Annotated in this window: 21 protein-coding genes; 10 read left to right on the top strand and 11 right to left on the bottom strand. The window is 36.1% G+C overall.

Annotated features, from left to right (window positions below; all coding sequences use genetic code 11):
* Window positions 1–20: 20 nt before the first annotated feature.
* Window positions 21–5063, top strand: coding sequence for a DUF4132 domain-containing protein (locus MP478_RS20540; RefSeq protein WP_257201513.1), 5043 nt, complete (start codon window positions 21–23; stop codon window positions 5061–5063).
* A gap of 177 nt (window positions 5064–5240) precedes the next feature.
* Here the strand turns inward: MP478_RS20540 and MP478_RS20535 are convergent, their stop codons facing one another.
* Together MP478_RS20535 and MP478_RS20530 are read right to left on the bottom strand one after the other, a co-directional pair.
* The gene (locus MP478_RS20535) at window positions 5241–5576 is read right to left on the bottom strand and encodes a DUF3276 family protein (RefSeq protein ID WP_034701927.1); all 336 of its coding nucleotides are present in this window, start codon (window positions 5574–5576) and stop codon (window positions 5241–5243) included.
* Window positions 5577–5675: 99 nt separating this feature from the next.
* A complete protein-coding gene (locus MP478_RS20530) occupies window positions 5676–7337 on the bottom strand; it encodes an ABC transporter ATP-binding protein (protein ID WP_257201512.1) in 1662 nt (553 codons plus the stop codon).
* A 91-nt stretch (window positions 7338–7428) separates the two neighbouring features.
* Between MP478_RS20530 and nusB the strand changes: the two genes are divergently transcribed.
* The 5 genes from nusB (at window position 7429) to MP478_RS20505 (ending at window position 11315) form a co-directional block, all read left to right on the top strand.
* Window positions 7429–8334, top strand: a complete 906-nt coding sequence (nusB, locus tag MP478_RS20525) for a transcription antitermination factor NusB (RefSeq protein ID WP_257189949.1) — start codon at window positions 7429–7431, stop codon at window positions 8332–8334.
* Between the two features lies 1 nt (window position 8335).
* Window positions 8336–8845, top strand: a complete 510-nt coding sequence (locus tag MP478_RS20520; RefSeq protein ID WP_257189948.1) for a DUF1573 domain-containing protein — start codon at window positions 8336–8338, stop codon at window positions 8843–8845.
* Between the two features lie 10 nt (window positions 8846–8855).
* Complete coding sequence (gene yajC / locus MP478_RS20515) at window positions 8856–9221, top strand: preprotein translocase subunit YajC (RefSeq protein WP_257201511.1); 366 nt, start codon at window positions 8856–8858, stop codon at window positions 9219–9221.
* Between the two features lie 148 nt (window positions 9222–9369).
* The gene (locus MP478_RS20510) at window positions 9370–10104 is read left to right on the top strand and encodes an SDR family NAD(P)-dependent oxidoreductase (RefSeq protein ID WP_257201510.1); all 735 of its coding nucleotides are present in this window, start codon (window positions 9370–9372) and stop codon (window positions 10102–10104) included.
* A 365-nt stretch (window positions 10105–10469) separates the two neighbouring features.
* A complete protein-coding gene (locus MP478_RS20505; RefSeq protein ID WP_257201509.1) occupies window positions 10470–11315 on the top strand; it encodes a mechanosensitive ion channel family protein in 846 nt (281 codons plus the stop codon).
* 61 nt (window positions 11316–11376) lie between these two features.
* Here MP478_RS20505 and MP478_RS20500 read toward each other — a convergent pair whose 3' ends face one another.
* The 4 genes from MP478_RS20500 to MP478_RS20485 all read right to left on the bottom strand — a co-directional run bounded on the left by MP478_RS20500 (window position 11377) and on the right by MP478_RS20485 (window position 15300).
* Window positions 11377–11928, bottom strand: coding sequence for a hypothetical protein (locus tag MP478_RS20500; protein WP_257201508.1), 552 nt, complete (start codon window positions 11926–11928; stop codon window positions 11377–11379).
* Between the two features lie 35 nt (window positions 11929–11963).
* Entirely contained in the window at window positions 11964–13838 is a 1875-nt protein-coding gene (ligD, locus tag MP478_RS20495) for a DNA ligase D (RefSeq protein WP_257201507.1), read from the bottom strand.
* A 71-nt stretch (window positions 13839–13909) separates the two neighbouring features.
* A complete protein-coding gene (locus MP478_RS20490) occupies window positions 13910–14515 on the bottom strand; it encodes a DNA polymerase ligase N-terminal domain-containing protein (RefSeq protein WP_257189941.1) in 606 nt (201 codons plus the stop codon).
* Complete coding sequence (locus MP478_RS20485; protein ID WP_257201506.1) at window positions 14515–15300, bottom strand: Ku protein; 786 nt, start codon at window positions 15298–15300, stop codon at window positions 14515–14517. Before MP478_RS20485 ends, MP478_RS20490 begins: the two co-directional genes overlap by 1 nt.
* 143 nt (window positions 15301–15443) lie before the next feature.
* On the opposite strand from MP478_RS20485, the gene MP478_RS20480 reads away from it, so the two are divergent.
* Together MP478_RS20480 and MP478_RS20475 are read left to right on the top strand one after the other, a co-directional pair.
* Window positions 15444–16013: a Crp/Fnr family transcriptional regulator gene (locus tag MP478_RS20480; RefSeq protein ID WP_230037513.1), complete on the top strand. Its 570-nt coding sequence runs from the start codon at window positions 15444–15446 to the stop codon at window positions 16011–16013.
* A gap of 189 nt (window positions 16014–16202) precedes the next feature.
* A complete protein-coding gene (locus tag MP478_RS20475; protein ID WP_257201504.1) occupies window positions 16203–17471 on the top strand; it encodes an adenylosuccinate synthase in 1269 nt (422 codons plus the stop codon).
* 34 nt (window positions 17472–17505) lie between these two features.
* Here the strand turns inward: MP478_RS20475 and MP478_RS20470 are convergent, their stop codons facing one another.
* From MP478_RS20470 to MP478_RS20460, 3 genes are all read right to left on the bottom strand, one after another.
* Window positions 17506–18048, bottom strand: a complete 543-nt coding sequence (locus MP478_RS20470; protein ID WP_257189936.1) for a hypothetical protein — start codon at window positions 18046–18048, stop codon at window positions 17506–17508.
* Between the two features lie 55 nt (window positions 18049–18103).
* Window positions 18104–19858 (bottom strand): aspartate--tRNA ligase, encoded by a 1755-nt coding sequence (gene aspS, locus MP478_RS20465; RefSeq protein WP_257201503.1) that lies wholly within the window; start codon window positions 19856–19858, stop codon window positions 18104–18106.
* A gap of 134 nt (window positions 19859–19992) precedes the next feature.
* Window positions 19993–20352: an ankyrin repeat domain-containing protein gene (locus MP478_RS20460; RefSeq protein ID WP_230037533.1), complete on the bottom strand. Its 360-nt coding sequence runs from the start codon at window positions 20350–20352 to the stop codon at window positions 19993–19995.
* A gap of 234 nt (window positions 20353–20586) precedes the next feature.
* Here MP478_RS20460 and MP478_RS20455 point away from each other — a divergent pair, with 234 nt between their 5' ends.
* Together MP478_RS20455 and MP478_RS20450 are read left to right on the top strand one after the other, a co-directional pair.
* Window positions 20587–21981 (top strand): MATE family efflux transporter, encoded by a 1395-nt coding sequence (locus MP478_RS20455; protein ID WP_257201502.1) that lies wholly within the window; start codon window positions 20587–20589, stop codon window positions 21979–21981.
* Between the two features lie 128 nt (window positions 21982–22109).
* A complete protein-coding gene (locus tag MP478_RS20450) occupies window positions 22110–22229 on the top strand; it encodes a 30S ribosomal protein THX (RefSeq protein WP_230037537.1) in 120 nt (39 codons plus the stop codon).
* A 61-nt stretch (window positions 22230–22290) separates the two neighbouring features.
* On the opposite strand, the gene MP478_RS20445 is transcribed toward MP478_RS20450, so the two are convergent.
* Window positions 22291–22947 (bottom strand): DUF937 domain-containing protein, encoded by a 657-nt coding sequence (locus tag MP478_RS20445; protein ID WP_230037539.1) that lies wholly within the window; start codon window positions 22945–22947, stop codon window positions 22291–22293.
* An 83-nt stretch (window positions 22948–23030) separates the two neighbouring features.
* Window positions 23031–24290 (bottom strand): DUF2723 domain-containing protein, encoded by a 1260-nt coding sequence (locus MP478_RS20440; RefSeq protein ID WP_257201501.1) that lies wholly within the window; start codon window positions 24288–24290, stop codon window positions 23031–23033.

Here is a 24290-nt window from a genome sequence, read left to right as displayed (position 1 = left end):
TATACTAAAACATCAAAAACATGGAAATCAACGAAAAGTTAGAATCGAAAAAGGTTATAACAAATTATTATGAAAAAGTAAGAAAAGACCTGATAGAACAGTCAGAGAATGGCGTGTCTACTCACATTTTTCCGGATAGACCGTTACTTAAGAAGGAAGTAGCCGAATTAGGCTTATTGCTGAGTGGAAAACCTAATTCTTATGAGATTGTAACTTTAGGCTCTAAAACTGCCGAAAAACTTAAAGGACATATAAAATCGGATCTCTGGGAAGATCAGGACTATTATAATTTATTGGTTTATTTCTTTGGGGATAATGCAGACCTTGTGAAGCATGTATGGAATAAAATGCCCTATAAAATGTATCAGACGGGGTATTACCGCCGTTCGTTTCGGGCACCTCATCGTGAAGAATATATAGTACTGAATCAGATCAATTTAATAAGAGGGCTTTTACGTCTTCCGCAGCGGAATGCTTATGATCATGAATTTTATGACCTTTCATTAGAAGAACAGATTATATATGACAATGAAGTATCTAATAACAGCAGTCAGTTCTATATATGGTCGGCAGCTATTGATACAGGAAATACGGATATTTATCAACTGATTGAAGATATTATATTCAATAAACACACTCAGGGAAAAGTATCTTTGAATATGATCAAGGCTTTGCTCAACAGCGAGCAGAAACAGTGTTGGGAACTGGTGGAAAAACTTTTACTTGCTGCCCAACGTCAAGAAGGATTACGCCAGACGATATTAGAAGCCCTGGATGAAACAAGTGTTGGTGCTTTGGAATATATGACCCGTGTCATTGTAGAGCATAAACTTACTCGTTTTTCATCGGTTGTCCGGGCGGTAGATACCTGGACGGGCTTAGGATGGGAAGCTGAGAAAGAATCTGTAGTGAAGAATATTGTATCATTGGCTCATACCTATTTTAAAAATCCTGAGTTGATTCCCGAAGCCATAAAAAGTAAGAATAATACTGAGGTTTATATGGCGCTTTGGGTACAGGCTGTATGGGATGTGGAAAAAACAGTACCTTATCTGCATCAGTTGTTTGACAAAGGTAATACCGAAAAAAAGTGTTTAGCGATAAAATTTGCAACAGAAACGCAGAATCCTTACATTCAGATGCCTCTGTATTATAAAGCTGTGCTGGAAGGAGATATACAGGTATTGGCATTCGCAGGTCATTCAATATCCGAATTATTAAGTGTCAATACAAAATCTAAATTTTTTATCAATAATAAAGATTATCCGGACTTTTTTGAAAAACTGCATGAGCTGACTCAAAAAATACAGATAAAAGAGAAGAAATTTGAGGGAAAAGTATTCTCATGGCTTACTACTATTTTTAAAAAGAGTGATTTATATGCTTCTATGTTTTATCTGGTAGGAGAAGACAGTCATAAGCTGGATACTGTACTTTCTTATTTTGATCAGTTTGATCTTTCTTTACGGGAGCTGCTTACCCGAAATATTTTAGGTGATTTTTACTGTTATTCTTTATCTTATAATATTGGGAAACAAAAGAAGAATACGGTAGCCCCTTTTCAAAAAGAGTTTGCCTTTAAGGTTATAAAAGACAGAGGTGAATCTCTGATCGCATCAGGAATCAACGTTCTGCATCAGAATCCTTTACATAAAGAGGAAATAATGATTTTCTTTGATATGTTTAAAAGAAAAGGGGGAACTCTCCGTAAGACGCTTATAGAGCTGGTGCTTGCGCAGGATGACACCGAAATTACCCCATTGATTGATGAACTTACCACTAAAGGTGATATAGAGCAACGGGCTGCTTCTTTGGATATGATGCTTCAACTTCAAAAAAACAAGAGGCTGCCTGTTCAAATTACTCGCTGGACACAGCAGTATGCCGAAAAGACAAAAGTGTCGGAAAGAGAACAGAGTCTGCTGGACCAGCTTCATCCTTCCGATGATAAGAAAATACTTTCTGCTGAAAACGGATTCGGATTTTATGATCCTTCGGTGATCTCAAAATATGCATTACCAGCAGTGGAAGCCAGTTCGGTGTATGCACAGGCTGTTAAAAAAGATAAATATGGATTTTCACAACCTCTTGCCCAGGTAAAAGAAGAATTAAGAAAGCTTAATGATATATTTCTGCAGCATAAGGATTATGAATATGAATCCGAAGACTGGAACGGCTCTGTAACAGTAGAATTGATGGGAAATACTTTCCGTCAGATAAAAAATAATACCGATGGGTTTACTCCTCAGCAGCTCGCTGAAAATTATCCTTTGTCTGAAGTCTGGGAACAATGGTATAAAGATTCTGGGCTACAACCCAGAGATCTGTTTTTGCTGACCTTTGCGGATACTTGTGACCGGAAAGTATTCAGGGACTTTTTAGAAGATTATGTATTCTATAACCAGGGTGTTATTCCTAATCCTACGAAAGGAAACTATCATTGGGATAATGCGATTAATAAAATCCTTTATTTACTGCAGTATAAGTTTGTATTCGAGGAAAAAGTTGATTTCTTACTGGATGCCTGCAGTACGCTGTTTGCCAATCTTCCTGAAGATATTATTAACTATAAAGGAAAGGATAGTAAAGACTATTATTATTCGTATAAAGGGAATGGCTGGCAACAACTGAGCTTTTTTGATGCGTTTTTAAGGGCTGTACCGTTGAAAAATCTTACCGAAGAACAATATCTTAAACAATGGAATTTATACCGATGGATGCAGTATAATGGGTTGCCGGAAAATATAACAAATAGTGTTCCTCCCTTCCATGTATTCTGCAAAGCCTATGAATTGAAAGCCATTACCCAGGAAGAGCTTTATGAGGGAATTCTCACTGCAGATTCTGCGATCAGGGATCTTACCATCACCAAATTCTATCATCATAATGAAAAATATCTTGAGGTATTTCCATTCCTGAAACCGATGATTGAAGAAATACAGGATAAATTTCTGGATATAGAGCTTATTCGTGGTGATGCCAACACCTCTGTTTCTCATTTTGTACAGCAGTTTCAGACGATATATGGTACGCGCCGTTTTATTCAGCTTCTGAAAGGATTAGGAAAATCCGGGTTATATGCCAATTATATATACAGTTATAGTGGAGAAAATATAACGAAGCAGAAACTCTTTTCCTGGCTTATTTCGAATTGCTATCCGTTGGAGAGTGATACGCAGGAAGCATTTAACGAGATGGCGAAAAAAGAAAAAATTGCAGAACTTCGTCTGATACAGGCTGCAGTATATGCACCGCAATGGCAAAAGCTGATAAGTAATTATTTAGGCTGGAAAGGATTGGATTCAGCGATCTGGTGGATGCATGCCCATACAAAAACAGGAGCTTATGAAGCACAGAATGCAAAACTGGAAAGTGAAGTTGCAAAATATTCATCAGTAGATATTCAGGAGTTTAAGGATGGAGCCGTGGATAAAGATTGGTTTACAAAAGCTTACAGAGAACTTGGTAAAGCCCGGTGGGAAATGCTTTATGAATCTGCAAAATATATATCTGATGGTAACGGACACCGACGGGCGAGGCTTTATTCCGACACGCTGGCTGGAAGTTTAAAAATAAAAGAAGTAACAACAAAAGTAAAAGACAAACGTGATCAGGATTATCTCCGTGTATATGGACTGGTACCATTGAGTAAAACTAACCCTGAGAAAGATGTCCTGAACCGGTACGAATACATCCAGCAGTTCAAAAAAGAAAGCAAGGAATTTGGCTCTATGAAACAGTCGAGTGAGGCACTTGCTATTCGGGTAGCACTAGAAAACTTAGCCCGAAATGCAGGGTATACTGATCCGATAAGGCTAACATGGGCTATGGAAACCAAGCAAATTCAGAATCTTTTATCAAAAGAAACGCAGGTTACCATTGACGGCGTTACAGTAGGTTTACTTATAGAAGACAATGGTAAAGCAGAACTTGTTGTATTCAGAGATGATAAACAGCTAAAATCTATTCCGCCAAAGATTAAAAAAGATAAAGCGATCATAGAACTTGGGAACTACCGTAAAATTATGCGTGAGCAATGGACGCGTTCCCGAAAAGGGCTAGAGGAAGCGATGATCAGGGGAGATGAGTTCTTTTTTGCTGAAATCAAAAAACTTTTTGAACATCCTGTTATTGTAAAGCATTTAGAGAAACTGGTGTTCATTTCCAGTGATGATAAAATTGGATTTTTCCACGACGGAAACCTGATCAATACAGATGGTGAAATCCAGGAATTAAATGAGAATCATACGCTGCGTATTGCCCATTGTGTAGACTTTCATCAGCATTCAGTCTGGAATGATTACCAGCATTATTGCTTTAAAGAAAAGCTTATTCAGCCGTTCAAACAGATATTCAGAGAACTGTATGTTCCTACTCCTGATGAATTGAAAGAAAAGTCTGTATCCCGTCGGTATGCAGGACATCAGATTCAGCCAAAGCAGACATTAGCTTTGCTTAAAACACGTGGATGGAAAGTAGATTATGAAGAAGGTTTACAAAAAGTGTATCACAAGGAAGGGTTCCAGGTGAAGCTTTATGCGATGGCCGATTGGTTTTCACCTGCCGATATAGAAAGCCCCACATTGGAAACGATAGAATTTCATTCTTTAAAAGATGCTAAGAATATTCCTTTTGAAGAGATCAATCCAAGACTGTTCTCAGAAGTGATGCGTGATGTGGACCTGGTGGTATCGGTAGCCCATGTGGGAGGTGTGGATCCGGAAGCCAGTCAGTCTTCTATTGAAATGCGGACTGTACTGATGAAAGAAACTGCCCGTTTATTTAAACTTGAGAATATAAAGATTGAAGGTTCACATGTATTGATAAAAGGAAATATGGCAGAATATAGTGTTCATTTGGGAAGTGCTGTGGTCCATCAGGTGCCGGGACATTATCTCTCCATACTTCCTGTTCACTCTCAGCATAGAGGGCGACTGTTTTTACCTTTTACAGATGATGACCCGAAATCTGCTGAAGTATTGTCTAAAGTACTGTTATTATCTAAAGACAATGAAATACAGGACCCAACGATACTCTCACAAATAAAACGTGAGTACGTATAAAATACAGAAAGTACACTTTTCAAAGGTGTACTTTTTTATTTTTCAAATCTTAAATTTGCTAAGCCATAAGCCATAAGCCATAAGCCATAAGCCATAAGCCATAAGCCATAAGCCAGATTTTTACACAAAAAAAAAGCATCCTTTTTCAGATGCTTGTGTTTTTAGATATTCTTTTTTTTAAACTTCGTCGTCAGAATCAATCGTGAAAGATTTGCTTTTGAAGTCTTTGTCATGTTTTTCAGAAATTACATCCTCCCCCTTTTCATTAATGATGAAATCTGTGGACTCATTAAACATCTCCTGAAAACTTTTAAAATCTTCCTTATATAGGTAAATTTTATGCTTCTCGAATGTAGCTTCCCCATTCTCTCCGAAATTTTTCTTACTCTCAGTGATTGTAAGATAATAATCTCCTGCTTTCGTCTCGCGCACATCAAAGAAATAAGTTCTTCTCCCTGCTTTTAACACCTTAGTGAAAATTTCATTTTCATGGCGTTCCTTGTATTCACTCATTGTTAGATATTTTTTAATCTTGTTAAGAACAAATATAAAAGAATTCTTTTAATCACAAAATTTTTTTTATGATTTATTTAACAATTGAGAACGAAATGGCTAAGCAGTTACAGAATTGGCAATTTCCGTAAGGTTAATGATTTTGTCTGCTTTTTGAGCGCTAGACTCTCTGTGTGTGATAATTATGGAAGTCGCATTGCCTATTTTTTTATCAATATTTTCAAGAATATTCTGCTCGGTCTCCGTATCCAAAGCCGATAAAGAATCGTCAAAAATAATGATATTTGGGTCCTTAATTAAAGCCCGTGCAATACAGATCCTTTGCTTTTGACCTCCCGAAAGCATGACTCCACGTTCACCCACAAGTGTTTTATATTGCTCTTTAAACTCGGCAATATTTTTGTGAACATCGGCAATCTGAGCATACTCTACCACTTTTTCGTGAGAAGGGTGATCAATAGCAAAACCAATGTTGTTTTCGATGGAATCAGAGAATAAATAGCTTTCCTGAGGAATGTACCCTATAAAATTCCTATAGTTGCTGAGATTGTGTTCTTTAAGGTTTTTACCGTCAATAAGAATTTCACCTTCCGTAGGATCAATCAGTCTGCACAGAAGAAGAGCTATGGTAGATTTTCCACTTCCTGTTTTCCCCATAATAGCTAAGGATTCGCCGGCATTGATGGTAAAACTTAGATTATCCAGTGCTTTGATTCCCGTATTTGGATATACATAAGAAACATTTCTAAACTCTATATTGCCCCGGATAGGGTAATTCTCAAAGTTTGAATTTACAATTTCAGACTCCTTATCCATAAATTCATTAATCCTCTGCATCGATGCTTCAGCTCTCTGATTCACAGAAGTAACCCAGCCTACCATTGAGAATGGAAAAATTAAGGTATTTATATACATGAAGAAATCGGCAATTTTACCTATGCTCAATTCTCCTGCAATATATTTCTGACCACCAATCCAGATAACGGCAACATTCAGTAATCCGATTACAAATAAAATAATGGTAAAGAAATAGGCTTCAGTTTTAGCAAGATCTAATGCTTTGTTCTGATAATCTGTTACTTTGATCCCGTAATTCTTTTTGATGTATTTTTCTTTTGCAAAAAACTTTACCACCCGGATTCCCGAAAAGCTATCCTGAACAAAAGTTGAAATAGCAGACTGGCTTTTCTGCATGACCTTAGACTTTTTATTGATAATGGAACTTACCTTATAAATAGCATAAGATAGAATAGGAAGCGGCAGCAATGTCCATAAAGTCATGGAAGCATCTGTTTTCACCATATAAATAGAAGTGATGACAACAAGGACGATAAGGTTCGCCACATACATTACACCTGGTCCCAGATACATTCTTACGGCCACAACATCTTCACTTAACCGGTTCATTAAGTCTCCAATAGTGGTTTGCTTATAATCTGTTAAAGACAAATCCTGATAATGCCGGTAGATTTTATTTTTAAGTTCATATTCAATTCTTCTGGAGGCAACAATAATAGTCTGCCTCATCATGAAGGTGAAAAATCCGGTCAGCAGTGAGCATCCTACAATGATAGCAACATAAATAAGAACCTGGTTATTGAAGCCAAGATTCCCGTTTTTAGTGAGTTCATCCACGGATTTACCTACATACTGAACTTTATAAATATTAAAAAAGTTACTGGCAATGATAAATAGTACTCCCCAAAACAATAGTATTTTGTGTTTCCAAAAATAAGGGTTTAAGGTTTTTAGAGCTTTCATATAGTTTTACAAAATTACAAAAATGTCATCACACTACGAATTTCATCAATTTTAAATTTTGTATCTTTGCAGGCATAAAAAAGCTCTTTGAATGTTAGGAAGACGACAAATCCGTGAAAAATTAGTACAAACAGTGTATTCGTACTATCAGAACCCTGTAAAGTTTGATGTTTTAGAGAAAAACATGTTTGCTGGAATAGAGAAAATCTATCATCTTTACATCTATCAGCTGAATTTTTTGGTGGCACTAAAAGATTTGGCAGAGCATCAGATCGAAATCGGGAAAAATAAGTATCTGAAAACAGATGCTGATATTAATCCTAACCAAAAATTCATCAACAATCAAGTATTAAAGAAGCTGGAAGAAAATCCTGAGAGATTATTTTTCACAGGCCAGCACAAGCAATTGAAGTGGGATATGCACGATGATTTGTTGGTGAAAACTTTCCAAAGAATTACAGCAGGAAAACGTTATCAGGATTTCATGAAAGAAGATGGATATTCTTTTGAAGATGATCAGAAGTTTATCGGTAAATTATTCCTTAGATATATTGCTGAAAATGATGATTTTCATGATTATTTAGGAGATAAAGAACTTTCATGGTATGATGATATTCATATTGCCAACTCCATGGTACAGAAAACCATCGGTTTCCTGAAAGAAGATGAAGAAAGCAGAACTTTAATCAAGATGATTAAAGATGAAGAAGATAAAAGCTTCGCGGCTAAGTTATTGAGAGATACTTTGAACAACTGGGAAAACAACGAAAAAAAGCTGGAAGAGAGACTTGAAAACTGGGATTTGGAAAGGGTTTCTTTAATGGATAAAGTTATTTTATCAACAGCAATTTCAGAGCTTGATAATTTTCCGTTTACGCCTTCAAGAGTTATTATTAATGAATATATTGAAATTGCAAAAGTATTTGCCACAGACCGTTCCAATATTTTCGTTAATGGTATTTTAGATAAATATTGTAAAGATCAAAATAGAATATAAAATGAAAAAGACGTTATCAATTATCGCCTTATCTATCATAGGCTTGGGATTAGTTTCTTGTAAAAAAGAAAACAAAGAAATTCAAAGTGCTGAAACAGTAGCTGCTGACTCTACAGCAATAACAGCTCCTGCTACAGCAGATTCTACAGCAACTCCTGTAACAGGTGAAGCTCCTGCTGCTCCTGCTTCTAACGAACCTTCTACTTCTATTGCTTTATCTGAAAGCAACTTCGATTTTGGAAAAATCAAAAAAGGAGATAAAGTAGAGCACGTTTATGAAGTAACGAACACCGGAAAAAATCCATTGATTATTTCTGAAGTTAAGCCTGGATGCGGATGTACAGCTCCTGACTTCACAAAAGAACCTATCATGCCAGGTAAAAAAGGGAAAATTACACTACATTTTGACTCTTCAAACTTCGACGGAAATGTTCAGAAGTATGCAGATGTTTTTGCAAACGTAGAGAAAGCTCCAATCAAATTAACGTTCACTGCGAACATCCAACCATAATTTTAAAAATATGTTGACATTATTTTTACAGGCACAACCACAGGGATCTTCATCTATGATGCTGATCATGATGGGGGTGATGTTTGTAGGGTTTTATTTCTTAATGATAAGACCTCAGATGAGAAAACAAAAACAGGAGAAGAATTTCCAGGAAAATCTAAAAGTAGGAACAAGAGTTGTACTTACTTCAGGACTTCACGGAAGAATTGCTCAGGTTCAGGATGATGGTTTTGTTATCGAAACATTATCAGGAAAACTGAAATTTGAAAAAGCAGCTATCTCAAGAGAAATGACAGAAACCCGTTTCGGAGATAAAGCAAAAGCTGCTGATAAAACAGCAGACAAAAAGGAAACAGAAACTGAAGAAAAGAAATAATTCAGCCTGAAAATAGACTGAATCGGCGGGTGAACGAAGTTCACCCGCCGATTCTTTTTTATAAAATACACTAAGCAGTTGATACAATGTAATAGTTATTCAAATAACCATTAATTTTCATTTTGAAAAAAGAAATTATCTTTGCCGGATGGATCATAAAGCAAATAAAACTGTTCTTATTTTAGGAGCCAATTCAGATGTCGCCAAGCAATGTCTCAAGCAATATGTTGAAAAAGGACTTTCTGTAATGGCGGCTTCCAGGAATACCCAATCTCTTAAAGACTTTGTCTCTGAGAATAATTTGGATCAAAATAAAATTACAGTTTTATCTTTTGATGCCGCCGATTTTAATTCTCATCAGAAATTTTACGATCAACTCCCAATGAAACCCCATATTGTAGTATATGCTGCCGGCTTTTTAGTAGATAATGAAAAAGCATTGGCTTATTTTAATAGGGCTAAACAAATGATGGAAGTCAATTATATGGGAGCCGTATCTATTCTCAGTATTATTGCAATGGATCAAAGCAATAATCATCTGGAAAGAATTGTAGGACTCTCCTCATTATCCGGTGTAAGAGGACGAAAAAGCAATTTTGTATATGGAAGTACAAAAGCTGCCTTTACCCAATATCTGGCAGGGTTAAGACAGGAACTGGCTTCCAGGAAAATTATTGTCAATGCTTTGGTAATTGGATATATCAGAACAAAGATCAATGCTGGATTAGAGCTTAATGAATCCTTGATGATGGAACCGGATTATGTAGCCGGATTTATTGTCAATGCCGGTAATTCCTTTACTATTGTTCCAAATTTTAAATGGAAGATTATTTATCATATTTTGAGACTTCTGCCGGAAGGCTTAGTCGCGAAATTACCGTAATGTTTTGAATATTAGGATTTAAAATAATCTGTGTAATGAATATTTTTATCATTTTCTTTGCTTGTTATATATAATAATAACAACCTTATTTCTTTAAAAAGGGAGTTCGGTACCCTCTTTGCTATTATAAAAACCAAAATTATTTCTTCGTACTAAGATTCAATTTTTGAAATGATCATTGAGTAAGCTGAACCATTCTGTTTCGCAATCAATTTATTTTCATGGATAATACTTCTACTTTAACCTAAAAAACAGTTAAGGCTTGCTTCTTTTTGGAACCTGGTTATGCTATGGCTCATTTTCATTTTAAATCTTGTACAGGAGTCAATAACAGATATACAAATATTAAAATAAGCAGCAGAAAAATGAACGATTTAGAATTAAACAACATTCAGAAACACTGGGACTCTTTAGTATCTTCAGCAATTTCATGGACGCCAAGAATTATCACAGCAGTAATTTCTGCAGTACTGATCTACCTGATTGGTTCATGGATGATAAGAATGATTAAAAAGCTGGTTGCAAAAGCGTTTAAAAAGCGTAATATGGAAGCTTCTTTACAGCTTTTCCTTTTAAATATTATTAATTGGGGGCTTAATATTCTTCTTTTTATTGTTGTGGTTACCCAGTTGGGAGTGCAGACTTCAGCTTTTGTAGCAATGATTGGTGCTGCCGGTCTGGCGATAGGTTTAGCATTACAGGGATCACTGACTAATTTTGCAGGTGGAATTCTTATTTTACTGCTAAAACCATTTAAAATAGGCGATTTTATTTCTACCAATTCCGGTGTTTCAGGAACCGTTCAGGCTATTGATATTTTTCATACAAAATTAATCACTCCCCAAAACCAACTTATCGTTATCCCAAATGGAGTAGTATCCAATAACAGCATTACCAATTTTACTCAATTAGGTTCCCGAAGAACTTCTCTGGATATAGGTGTGGCTTATGATGCGGATCTTAAACAGACCAAAGAAATATTAATGAGAGTAATCAATAGTAACCAGTATGCCTTTACAGAACCTGCACCACAGGTAATGGTAACAGAACTTGGAGACAGTGCTGTAAACTTATCTGTACGGGTGACCACCTCAAATGAAAATTTCTGGAAAATGAATGAAGAGCTGATCATCAACTGTAAAGAAGCTCTTGATAAAGCCGGAATAGGAATCCCTTTTCCACAAAGAGATATTCATGTTTACAATAAATAATTATATTTGAAAATGATAAAAAAAATCCTGCGTTAGCCAATAATGCAGGATTTTTATTAAGCTATTGCTCAACTTTCTTTTGGGAATATTGCTGAATAAAATCTTTTAAAACTTGATAATCATTTTCTTTAAACTCAGCTTCTGTAAAAATAAAACATAGCCTGTCATTTAAAATATTTAAAATGAGGTATTCATCAACAAATTGATAACTTGTTTTATCCCAGATAGATCTTATGGTATTAAAAGGATTTTCAATAGTAATATTATTCTTATCAAGACTTATGGAATTGGGTTCTCTATCTTTTTGTATAAAATCATCAATCTGTTCTTCAATTAATCTGTAAGTCTTCTTTTTACTTTTAAAATATTGAATAATAAGTAAAAGAAAAAATCCAACATATAAAAAACCTATGTATTTGAAAATATAAGGAATAGGGCTTGTATCAAATTCCTCCAAAGGTAAAAAGCCGATCCCTAAAAATAGAAGCCCTAAAAATATTGTTTTCTTCAATTTTGAAAATGACTTTTTCCAAACATATTGAAAGAAGAATTGCTGGCCTTTTCTTTCCAGCTTTTCATTGAATTCAAGTTCAATCTTTATAAATTCATTCATGGGATAGAAGTAAAATTGTAGCAAAAATATAGAAATTAATCCACATTCTGCAGCAACTCCAGAGCCTTCATCATATCAATACCCTTACCCAGGGTGGGTTTAAACAAATCTCCTTTTTCCTTTATTCTTTCCAGGCTATTATCAATAGTAAAATCAGTAGGCTTCAATCCCGGTCTCAGCTCATCCCATTCCACTGGCATGGAAACAGATGCTCCCTGTTTTGGCCTCAGGCTATATGCGCTAGCCAGAGTTTGTCCAGTTCGGTTTTGGAGATAGTCCAGATAAATTTTTTTATGATCCCTTTTTTGAAGGCTTCTTTCTAAAGTAGTAATCTTCGGTAACCTGTCATTCACCTGTTTCATGAGTAGATGTGCGAAATCTTTTACCTGGTCAAACTCGTACTTGCCACCCATCGGAATATAAATGTGAATCCCTGTACTCCCTGAAGTTTTGCAATAGCCTTTTATTTTGATGGTTTGTAAAACTTCATTCACCTGAAGTGCTGTCTCAATAACCTCATCAAACGTGTTTTTTGCTGAAGGATCGAGATCCAAAACCAGATAATCAGGGTGTTCCAGATCCGGCAGAGAGCTATTCCACGGATTGAGGTCTATGCATCCTAAATTATTGAGATAAGCTAACGTTGCCTTGTCGTTACAGTACATATAATCAATGTACTTATCATTCGATTCGGAGTATACTTTTGTAGTTTTTATCCAGTCGGGAATATGATCCCCGGCGTCTTTTTGATAAAAGCCCTGTTCTTCAATTCCATTGGGAAAACGGTTGAGGGATAATGGTCTGTTTTTTAAGTAAGGTAAAATATAATCTGCTACCGATTGATAATAATCGATCACATCACCTTTAGTAATACCATCTTTTGGAAAATAGATCTTATCCTGATTAGTGAGTTTTACATGATGCTTGTTCAGTATCATCTCAGTTTCTTTTTCAGAAGGTTTATTTCTTTTAGAAGTGGCTTTTGCTTTCATTCCTTTAGGTTTTTCGTTTTGACTGTTAAGGCTTTTAATTTCTTCAGGTTCTTTATCTTCACGAATGGCAATAAAAACCGGATGCCGGAAGATTCCGTCTTTAGTAATTTCAGAATATTTAATCTCACCTACCAGTTCGGGTCTTATCCATGTTACTGGCATATTCGTTTTAGGGACACTTTCAAAGGGTGAAGATTTTATGATCAATTTCTGAAGCCTTCCGTAAAGTTCTTTTAAAGAATTTTGGTTGAATCCCGTTCCTGTATGGCCGCAATAGGTAAGCTTATGGTCAATATATTTTCCTAAAATTAAGGCTCCAAAACCCTTGCGTGAGCCTCTTGGTTCCGTAAAACCGCAGATAATAGCTTCATCAGTATTAGTGAATTTTATTTTAAGCCAGTCACTGGTTCTTTGATTTTCTATATATTGGCTGCTGGCCCTTTTAGCGATCATCCCTTCCAGTTTCAATTTTTTCATCTGATCAAAAAACTCAATCCCTTTTTCAGGGATATGATCACAGTATTTAATGGTTTCAGTTTCAATCAGGGCTTCTTTTAAAAGCTCCTTTCGCTGGATAAGAGGGAGTTCCTCTGTTGAGTGGCCATTGAGCCATAGGATGTCAAAAACCTGATAAGCAAGAGCTAAATTGGGATTATCGCCAATTTGCTGTAAAAGTTGAAAACTGGGCTTTCCCTGATCGTCATAGGCTACAATTTCCCCGTCCAGAATCATAGGATGCTTTTGCTTTTTGAAATCACGGGCTACGCTTACAAATTTTGATAAAAATGAAATTCCGTTTCTGGAATAGAAGAGAGGTTCTTCATGGCTGAGATCTGCTATCGCTCTGTAGCCGTCCCATTTTATTTCAAAAACCCAGTCCTTATCATTAAAAGCTTCTTCAGAAAGCTTTGCCAGCATAGGCCTGATAAAGGTTTTTAATTTTTTTTCGTTGGTTAAAGAGTTAAAGCTTTTGAAAGGTTTTTCTGAAGTTATGACTTCTTTTTTGCGTTTATTTTCAGGCTTTTTTTTTCCTCTAAAAATTGGGTGACTAAAGATTTTGAGGAAGTATTTTCTTCAGCATCATAAGGACTTTCAGCAAATTCGTCTTTATGTTTAATTAATAGCCATGCATTATTTTCTGCATTTTTCATCTTAACTAAAGCAAACTCACCTTTCAGCTTTTTACCGTGTAAGATAAACTTTAATGACCCGGAATGGAGTTCTTTCAACAGTTCCTTTTCATCAGAAAGCTTAGTGTTTTCTTCCAAAGGTTCATAAGTTCCGCTGTCCCATACTTCCACTTGCCCCGCTCCGTAATTTCCTTCGGGAATATTTCCTTCAAAATCTTTGTAGTCATAAGGATGATCTTCCACCATCATAGCCAGGCGTTTATCCTGTGGATCTAATGATGGGCCTTTAGGCACTGCCCAGCTTTTCAGAACACCTTCCATCTCCAACCGGAAATCATAGTGAAGCCTTGATGCTGCATGTCTCTGAATCACAAAAATCAATTTGTTTTTGCTCTTCTTTGTTTTTCCCTTAGGTTCACTGGTTTCATCGAACCTTCGTTTTTTATGATAATCTTTGAGAGCCATTATGATGCAGATTTAGATTTAGAATTATTCAGACTGGCCTTCAACTGGGCCATCAGGTCAATCACTTTGCCTTCTTTAGCAGGCTGAGCTTTGTGAGCTTTTATATTTTTACCTTTCGCTTTCTGCTTAATAATCTTCATCAGATCATCAGAATACGTATCTTTATACATAGCAGGATCAAAATCCTGTGAAAGCTGTTTGATAAGGCTTACCGCCATTTTTAGCTCTGCTGGTTTCGGAGCTTTATGAGCAGGAATTTTTAAATCGGAATAGCTTCTTATCTCCTGATCGAATCTCAGGCGGTTCAGAACCAGAATATCATCATTATATGGGCGTATCATTCCGATTGTTTCGCTTTCGCGGAGAACGAAAGTTCCTATTCCGACCATTTTTGTTTCTTCAAGTGCTTTTAGCAATAACCTGTATGCATTTTCACCATTTTTCTGAGGTTCCAGATAATAGGGAGTTTCAAAATAGACACTGTCTACTTCCACTTCCTTTACAAACTGGTCAATAGAAAGTATTTTTGTCTTTTCGGGACTTGCAGCTTCATAATCTTCTTCATCCAGAATGATGTATTTGTCATCCATGAGATAGCCTTTGACAATATTTTCCCATTTGACTTCTTTTCCCGTATTTTCGTTCACTCTTTTAAATCTAATATTGGAAAAATCAGATTTATCGAGCATATCAAGGTCCAATTTGCTGGTTTCCGTGGCAGAGTAAATCTTAACGGGGATGTTTACTAAACCGAATCCAATGGCGCCATTCCAAATTGCTTTCATTGTCTTACGTTTTTAAAAATCAAGCAATTAATATGCCGTTGAAAGCTCATGTGGTATATGTTTGTATGCTTTTTGTCAAATGACAATTGTTTTACAGATATACTTTTATACCTTTATATTTTCCAATTTGTGGGCAAATAATCATGGATGAACTTTTTAATTACATCAAAAAATTTGGCGTACTGAGTGATCAGGAAGAACTTCTCATCGCTGAAGGAGTCCAGGAGATTACCGTAAAGAAAGGTGACAGTTTTGTAGAAGCAGGAAAAGTAAGTAAAAAGATTGCTTTTGTGAAGGAAGGAGTCTTCAGGTCTTTGTATTATAATAAGCAGGGTGATGATTTTACCCGGTATTTTATCTATGAAGGACGGTTCATTGGAGATTTCCAGGGTTTTACAGACCAGGTTTCTTCTCACGAATATATTGAAGCGGTAACCGATGCTGTACTGTTTGTGATTGATTGGGATCATTTTAAAATCCTGGAAAAAGAAATTGCAATATGGCCTGTCCTATTTGCGAGAATTCATGTCTTTGTAGCGGAAAATAAACTTAAGGTAGCGAGTATCATGCTGAACCAGGATGCCAAAGCCCGCTACATTCATTTTTTAAACCATTATCCCGGCCTGGCTAACAGAGTTCCTCAATCTATGCTGGCTTCTTACCTCGGGATTACACCCTCTTCCTTAAGCCGGATCAGAAGAAATATTTTATAGTATTTAAGCAGATAATACCTATTTCCATAGGAAGCAGAACATAGGTCGTCTCCTACAATGATCAATCACTAGACTTTATTTAAAACAGACGTACATTATACATTATACAATTTAAAATCCACGCTTTTTGCCAAATGACAATGGCCTTGCTGTCCGGCTGGTCTAATTTTGCAGTATAAAATTAAAAATATGGATATTGTATTAGGATTACAGTGGGGTGATGAAGGAAAGGGAAAGTTTATTGACCTTATCAGTGAAAACTATGATATTACAGCACGTTTTAATGGAGGTTCCAATGCTGGACACAGCATACAGCGAAACGGAAAAAGAATTACCCTTAAAATGATTCCTTCGGGGATCTTTATGAAAACAGTACAGAATGTTATTGGAACTGGAACCGTTCTGGATCCTGTAAGTTTTAAAAAAGAAATACTGAATCTTCAGGTATTTGACCAAACCTTACAGCCGGAGAAAAATATAATTATTTCCAGAAAAGCTCATTTGGTATTACCCACTCATAAATTTCTGGATATTTTTATGGAGGAAAGCCCGGAATATACCATGATAGGTACAACAAAAAATGGAATTGCGCAGGCTTATTCCAATAAAATACTGAGACAAAATCTTAGGGTAGGGGATGTGTTTTCATCAGATTTCCAAACGAGAATAATACATATTTTAGAGAGAGACTATAAAATGCTGACAGGCAATGGGATGGTTTTACCTTCTTTTGAGGAGATGAGCAAAGAGTTCTTTGAAGCGGTAGATTTTCTTAAGAGATTCAACTGTACAGAAACTGAAATCTATTTAAATACCGCTTTAAATGAAGGGAAAAGTGTATTGGCAGAAGGGTCTCAGGCATCCATGCTGGATATCGATCACGGTACTTATCCATACGTAACCTCTTCGTCTACTACGGCGGCGGGAGCCTGCAGCGGATTAGGTATTTCACCGAAAAAAATGGGGGAGATCTATGGGATTGCAAAAGCCTACTGTACAAGGGTAGGAAATGGAATGTTTCCTACAGAGCTTTTTGATGAATTGGGGGAAGAGATCAGGATAAAAGGAAATGAATTCGGTTCTAATACAGGAAGGCCACGTAGAATAGGCTGGTTAGATTTACCTGCTTTACAATATGCTGTAATGATCAATGGAGTTACCCAACTGGTGTTGACGAAAGCTGATGTTTTAAGTGGATTAAAATCAGTAGCTATTTGTACACACTATGAACTGGAAGACGGAACAACAGAAAAGGTTTCCGCAATACTTCCGGATAATGCAAAACCGGTACTGAAATGGATGGAAGGATGGAATGCAGATTTTCACAATATGCAAAATACCTCCGAACTGCCCAAAGAATTAAATGATTTTGTATCGTTTTTAGAGGCAGAATTGGGTATTCCGGTAGCGTATCTTTCTATAGGCCCGGGAAGAGAGCAGATTTTGAAAATGAAATAAACTGGACTAAGATTTTAATTTAATGCAATGATTTTCAAAGTGTTTGTAATTTTGACTTATCCCTGAGATAGCTAATGGTTCTATCATAATTATTTCCGGGAATATTTGCTTTATCTAAAATGAAATTCAGTTGATAAGGATTTGATGTTATATAAATATATTGGTCATCCAGAATGCAATAGGTTATCATTTCCCAGTTGAATATAAATTCAGCTTTATAATTTTGAAATCTGAAATATGTTTCAGTAAATTCCCATAGTACATCTTTGGAATTTAGATTAAGATCCTTCGTTTCTTTATCTAATATTTGGCTGAAAGTCTTTTTGTGTTTCCGGTACGTTACAATATAGTTGATACACGAGAAAATATAAAACAAACCAAAACCAAGAAATAGAAATCCGAAAAAATCTTTGCGGAAGAGCATAAATGAAGCCAATATTGTGAAGAAAATTCCCCAGATAAGATTCCTGTTATTTTTAGATAAGTTTTTTTTCCAAATTCTTGCGAATTCATACTGATTAATTTGTTGTAGAATTTCTTCAGAATTAGGTGTGTTATAGCTAAGAGTTTCTTTCATTATTATGAGTCTTTGTACGAGATAAAAAAAGCGGGGCATTTACCCCGCTTTATATTTATGCTTTTAAATTCAATTTAATTTCAAGCTCATCGAGCTGTGCATCAGCAATGGACGCCGGTGCGTCTATCATCACATCACGTCCTGAGTTATTCTTAGGAAAGGCGATATAATCTCTGATCACCTCATTTCCGTCAAGGATAGCCACTAAACGGTCAAACCCGAATGCCAGGCCACCATGTGGAGGTGCTCCGTACTTGAATGCGTTCATCAGGAATCCAAACTGAGCTTCAGCTTCTTCTTTTGTGAACCCTAACAGATCAAACATTTTAGACTGTAAATCTCTGTCAAAAATTCTGATTGATCCACCCCCGATTTCATTTCCGTTCAATACCATGTCATAAGCATTGGCTCTTGCTTTACCAGGATCAGTTTCCAATAAGTGGATATCTTCCGGTTTTGGAGAGGTAAACGGATGGTGCATTGCATGGAATCTTTCAGTGTCTTCATCCCATTCCAATAGAGGGAAGTCAACCACCCAAAGAGGAGCAAATACATTTCCTTTTCTTAACCCTAAACGGTTTCCAAGTTCCATTCTTAAAGCAGAAAGTTGCGCTCTTACTTTATTTTCATTTCCGGAAAGGATTAACATTAAGTCCCCTTCCTTAGCTCCGAACTTTTCAATGATCTTCGCAAGATCTTCCTCATTGTAGAATTTGTTCACGGATGAGGTCTTCACACCATCATTCTGGAATTTTGCCCACACCATTCCTGAAGCACCAACCTGTGGACGCTTTACCCAGTCTACAAGCTCATCAATCTGTTTTCTTGTATAGTCTGCACATCCTTCTACATTAATTCCCACAACCAGCTCAGCTTCATCAAATATTTTGAAATCTTTTCCTTTTACCAGCTCATTCAGTTCTACGAACTCCATCCCGAAACGGATGTCCGGTTTGTCGTTTCCATATTTTCTCATCGCATCTGCGAAAGTCATTCTTGGGAAATTTCCAAATTCCTGACCGGTAATATCTTTTATAAGAGTTTTAGTCATTCCTTCAAAAACATTCATTATGTCTTCCTGTTCTACGAAAGCCATTTCGCAGTCTATCTGTGTAAATTCCGGCTGTCTGTCTGCTCTTAAATCCTCATCACGGAAACATTTTACAATCTGGAAATATTTATCCATTCCACCTACCATCAAAAGCTGTTTGAAAGTTTGTGGAGACTGTGGTAATGCATAAAACTGCCCCGGATTCATTCTGCTTGGAACCACAAAGTCTCTGGCCCCTTCCGGAGTAGATTTAATTAAAACAGGAGTTTCCACTTCAATAAAACCTTCATCAGATAAATAATTTCTTACTTTCTGTGCCATTTTGTGACGGAAGATCAGCTTTTCTTTTACCGGATTTCTTCTGATATCCAGGTAACGGTATTTCATTCTTAGCTCTTCTCCACCATCTGTTTCATCTTCAATCGTAAAAGGCGGAAGTTGTGAATTATTAAGAATCGTCAGCGTTTCTACTAAAAGTTCAATTTCTCCTGTTGGAATATTGGGATTCTTACTTACTCTTTCAATGACTTTTCCGGAAACCTGAATTACAAATTCGCGGCCTAATTTCTTAGCTTCTTCCATTAATTGTGCTGAAGAGCGATCCTGGTCAAAAACCAGCTGAGTAATGCCGTAACGATCTCGAAGATCTATCCAAATCATAAATCCTTTATCACGGATAGTCTGTACCCATCCTGATAGTGTAACTTGTTCATTCAGATTTTTTAGAGATAGTTCTCCATTGGTGTGTGATCGAAACATAATTATTTGTTTAAAGTTCAATGTTTAAGGTTCCTATCCGAACCTTGTTTTTTTCGAGGGCAAAGATAAGGTTTTTACAGGTTTTATAAACAAAAAAACTTCCTTTCGGAAGTCTTGTATATTTTTAATGAATGTTAATTTTTTACTGCCCCATGCTCTATCAGGAGTTTGGCTGTTTCTTCAGTTTTTCCTATTTCTGCTAATTCCAGTGGAGTTTTGTCTTTACATTTCTTATTGATATTTACTTTATTGTCCAGTAGAAACTTGACAAGAGTTCTGCTTCCATATAATGAACTGAATCCAAGTGGGCTATATGCTTCCTGGCCAATTGTAAAACACTTATTGTAATCTCCGGGAGCAAACTGTTTTTTAAATGCAGCTATATTATCAGAATTGATTGCTCTCATTTTCGCTTGGGAAAGTTGTTGTGCAGAAAGCATACCTGCAGATAATGATATTCCAAATAGAAAGAGTGTAGAGATTATTTTTTTCATAAGAACTATTTTTAAGAATATACAAATCTAACTAAATTTTATTATCAATTGCTAAGTTTTATTAATAATTATACTGTCTTATATAGCGTATTGATTAGAAAATAATAAAAATATTTATGTAAAAAAACCTTTCTTTATTGTCACCTGGAAATGTTGAATAAAAAGAAAACTTTCCCTATGCTAAGTCTTAATTGTTTTTGAATTGATATTTTTGTCAGGTAAACCCAAAATATAATGACAAAATATGTCAATTTCATAAAAAAAGCCCTGAGCGGAGAAGAAGTAGACTATACTAAAGTAAGTATAAGAAATGCCGTGCTTTTTTTAGCGATACCTATGATGCTGGAAATGGCAATGGAATCTGTATTCGCTTTAGTTGATCTGTATTTTGTAGGACATTTGAAAGAGAGCGGTTTTGCCATTCAGACGGTAGGCCTTACAGAATCTGTACTTTCTGTAATGTATTCTATTGCTATCGGAATGAGTATGGCAGCAACAGCACTGGTGGCGAGACGAATTGGAGAAAAAAATCCGGAGCAGGCTTCCAGAAGTGCTGCACAGGTTTTATTGGTTTCATTTGTTATAACATTTGTTTTAAGCCTGCTAGGTGTTATCTATGCAGAAGAAATTTTAATCCTGATGGGCTCGAAACCTGAAGCAGCTGCTTATGGTAAAGACTTTACGAGAATTATGATGGGAAGCAGTACAGTCATTATGCTCTTGTTTTTAATTAACGGGATTTTCAGAGGGGCAGGAAATGCTATGATTGCCATGAAAAGTTTATGGATCGCCAATATAGCCAACATTATCCTTTGTCCTATTTTAATTAAGGGATTGGGGCCGGTTCCGGCAATGGGACTTACCGGAGCTGCATTGGCCACAACAATAGGGCGAACTATCGGAGTACTGTACCAGCTGTATCATCTTTTGATTGCAGATACCCAGATCAGGATTAGGATGCATTATTTTAAACCGGATCTGGCTTCTATAAAATCTATTATAAAAATTGCAACACCTGGGATTTTTCAATTTGTGATTGCTTCATGCAGCTGGATTTTTCTTGCAGAGCTGGTAGCCACCACGGGAGGGGAAAATGCTTCCGCAGGCTATCAGACAGCACTAAGGCTGATGATGTTTTTTATGCTTCCGGCCTGGGGGCTAAGTAATGCTGCTTCTACTCTGGTAGGGCAAAATATGGGAGCCAATGAAATGGTAAGAGCAGAGCAGGCGGTCATGAAAACGGTGAAGTATAATGTAATTTTCATGTTAGCCGTCAGCTTGATATTCCTTTTAATGGGTAATTTTTTGGTGAGTTTCTTTACTCAGGAAACCGAGATCATGGAATTTGCAAAGAATGCCCTTCACATTATGAGTATAGGATTTATTTTTTACGGAATAGGTATGGTGATGATCAATGCCTTTAATGGAGCCGGAGATACCTGGACACCCACATGGGTTAATCTTTTTGGATTCTGGCTGTTTCAGATTCCTTTGGCTTATTTTCTTGCCAAGCATTTTGGAATGGGACCAAAAGGAGTTTTTATTTCAATTCCGGCAGCAGAAACGCTTATTACCATTGTAGCCTTTATTTTATTTAGAAGAGGAAAATGGAAAAACGTTAAAGTATAATAAACATGAAGGAATATAGCTGGATTTTGGAATGAACGAAATCCGGTTTTATCAGTTTTTAACATTGTAACCGATTGGAATTTAATAGTATATTCCCTATATTCGTAGAACAACAAATATTTAATACTATGGGAAAAGGAGACAAAAAATCTAGAAGAGGTAAAATTAATTCAGGAAGTTATGGGAAAAAGAGACCTAGGAAAGCTTCAAGATCTATTGTAGCCTCTGAAGAAAAAGCTAAGAAATAGTATAAGTAAAAAAGACCGGAGAAATTAATCTCCGGTCTTTTTTTATAACAAATTAAACTAATTATTTTCCAAAAATATTTCCAAGAATACTTCCCAGGCCTCCTTGCTGTTGTTGGTTATTACCTCCGCCACCAAGTACACTTCCCAGTATATCATTCAATGGATTTCCTGATGATTGAGATTGTCCGCCATTCCCCAGTACGCTGCCAAGAATGTCATTTAAAGGACTTGATTGCTGAGTCTGCGCCTGGTTGGATGCATTTCCAAGAATTCCACCCAGAAGATCACCTAAACCTCCGGCACCTACATTGTTTTGTTGCTTTTGTTGGCCAATATATCCCATTACTACAGGAGCTAGCATTGCCAGGATTGGTCCCAGTTTGTCTATTGAAATTCCGGTATTTTGGGAAAGCTGATTTTCTACAGTACTTTTTTGTCCTCCAAAAATGTGATCAAGAATAGACCCACCTTCAGCCTGTCTTGCTTCAACCTGTGAGGCATCATCTAAAATACTTCCATTATGATCTTTATCAAGAGCATTGTTTAAAGCTTCCGCTTCCTTAGCATCCTGAGATTTATTTCTTAAATAAGAAATGATAAGAGGAGTGGCTACTGCCAATAAGGCGATGACCTGATTTTTGCTGATTCCAAATTTGTTTTCAGCCTGTTCAGCAACCTGGTTGCTGGTGTTCCCTGTAAGTAGGTCGATTAAGCTCATTTTTTGTGTTTGTTTAAAGTATTAACTATCTCAAAGTTATCAAAAAATATGGTTCATAAAATTTCTTAAGGTCATAATTATTGTTAAAGTTTTCTGATCTCTTTTTCAGTAAAACCTTTGCTTTTTAGAAGCTCAATATATATTTCGGCTTCTTCGGTCATCCAGAACATGATGTCGGGAGCTTTTCTCCGATCTATTGTGAATTCCAGAATCCCCACATTATTATTCATCCATGGAAACATATAATATTTCAGTCCGCCTTTATAGTTTTTATAGTTACCAAAATCCTGTCCTTTTTCAGTTGATGAAACAATCTGAAGAGCTACTACATAGAAAAGAGGAATGAAAAGACATACCCATGAAAGTTTTTTCACCCACGGATATTGTACCTGAGATAATCCATAGCCTATGGATAATGCAAAAATCATGTTGAAAGGGATAAAGAAAACGTAATTATCCGTGACAGCATAAAATGTTGCAAAACCATACACGCATAGCGACGCAGTAAAGAAAACAAAAAACATTTTCTTATTTGACCGGTATAAAAAATAGATCCCGGCAATACCGAAAAGTGCAAACACATTAAAATTATAAACGATGTAGACTACAGACTTGATGAGGTCCTGAAGGTATTCTATAAAAGTTTTTTTAAATGAATTGGAAAGCCAATCGCCACGTTCAGAAAAATAAGGTGAACTTAAAGATAGCCCCTGAGAAACATTCAGAACGGTAATAGAGCCGAAAATCAGTAAAAAAATCAATAAAGATGAATAAACATACTTACTTTCTTTTCTGAAATAATAGAGAAATAATATAAAAGCAGGAATAAGCAGGATATTCTGAATATGCACCCAAAGACTGATAGCAAAAAAGAATCCCGCTAAAATGATGTGTACTTTCTTTTGCTCTATAAAACTTTTGACCAGGGAGAAAAAGAAAAGACTTAGCCACAGTGAATTATAGGTATACACCTCTACAATTTCTGCATTTTTCCAAAACGTAAAACTAAAACCAAAAATAAATGCCGCCGCAACAGAGGCCCATTCCAGTTTTGTAATACTTTTTACGGTAAGATAGATCACTGAAACAGTAAGTGCTCCTGAAGTAATAATTAAAAGCCGGCTGGCTTCTATAGCATTAAGCCCTGTAATATTCTTAATGAAAATAGCGGTATTGAGATAGAGAAAATGAGTGGTAGCCGTAGCCGTTGTCTCAAAATCACCCTGTTCTACAGGAAGAACAAAACCAATAGCATCAGCAAAAGGTATTCTCGTAAAACTGCCGAGATAGTAAATAAGTAAAAAAATGAAAAATATAAAACCTGCAGATAAATATTTATTCAT

This window comes from Chryseobacterium sp. WG14, from assembly GCF_024586945.1.
Lineage (GTDB): Bacteria > Bacteroidota > Bacteroidia > Flavobacteriales > Weeksellaceae > Chryseobacterium.
The sequence above is the reverse complement of the archived record's forward strand: the minus strand, read 5'-3'. Positions and strand labels throughout refer to the sequence as shown.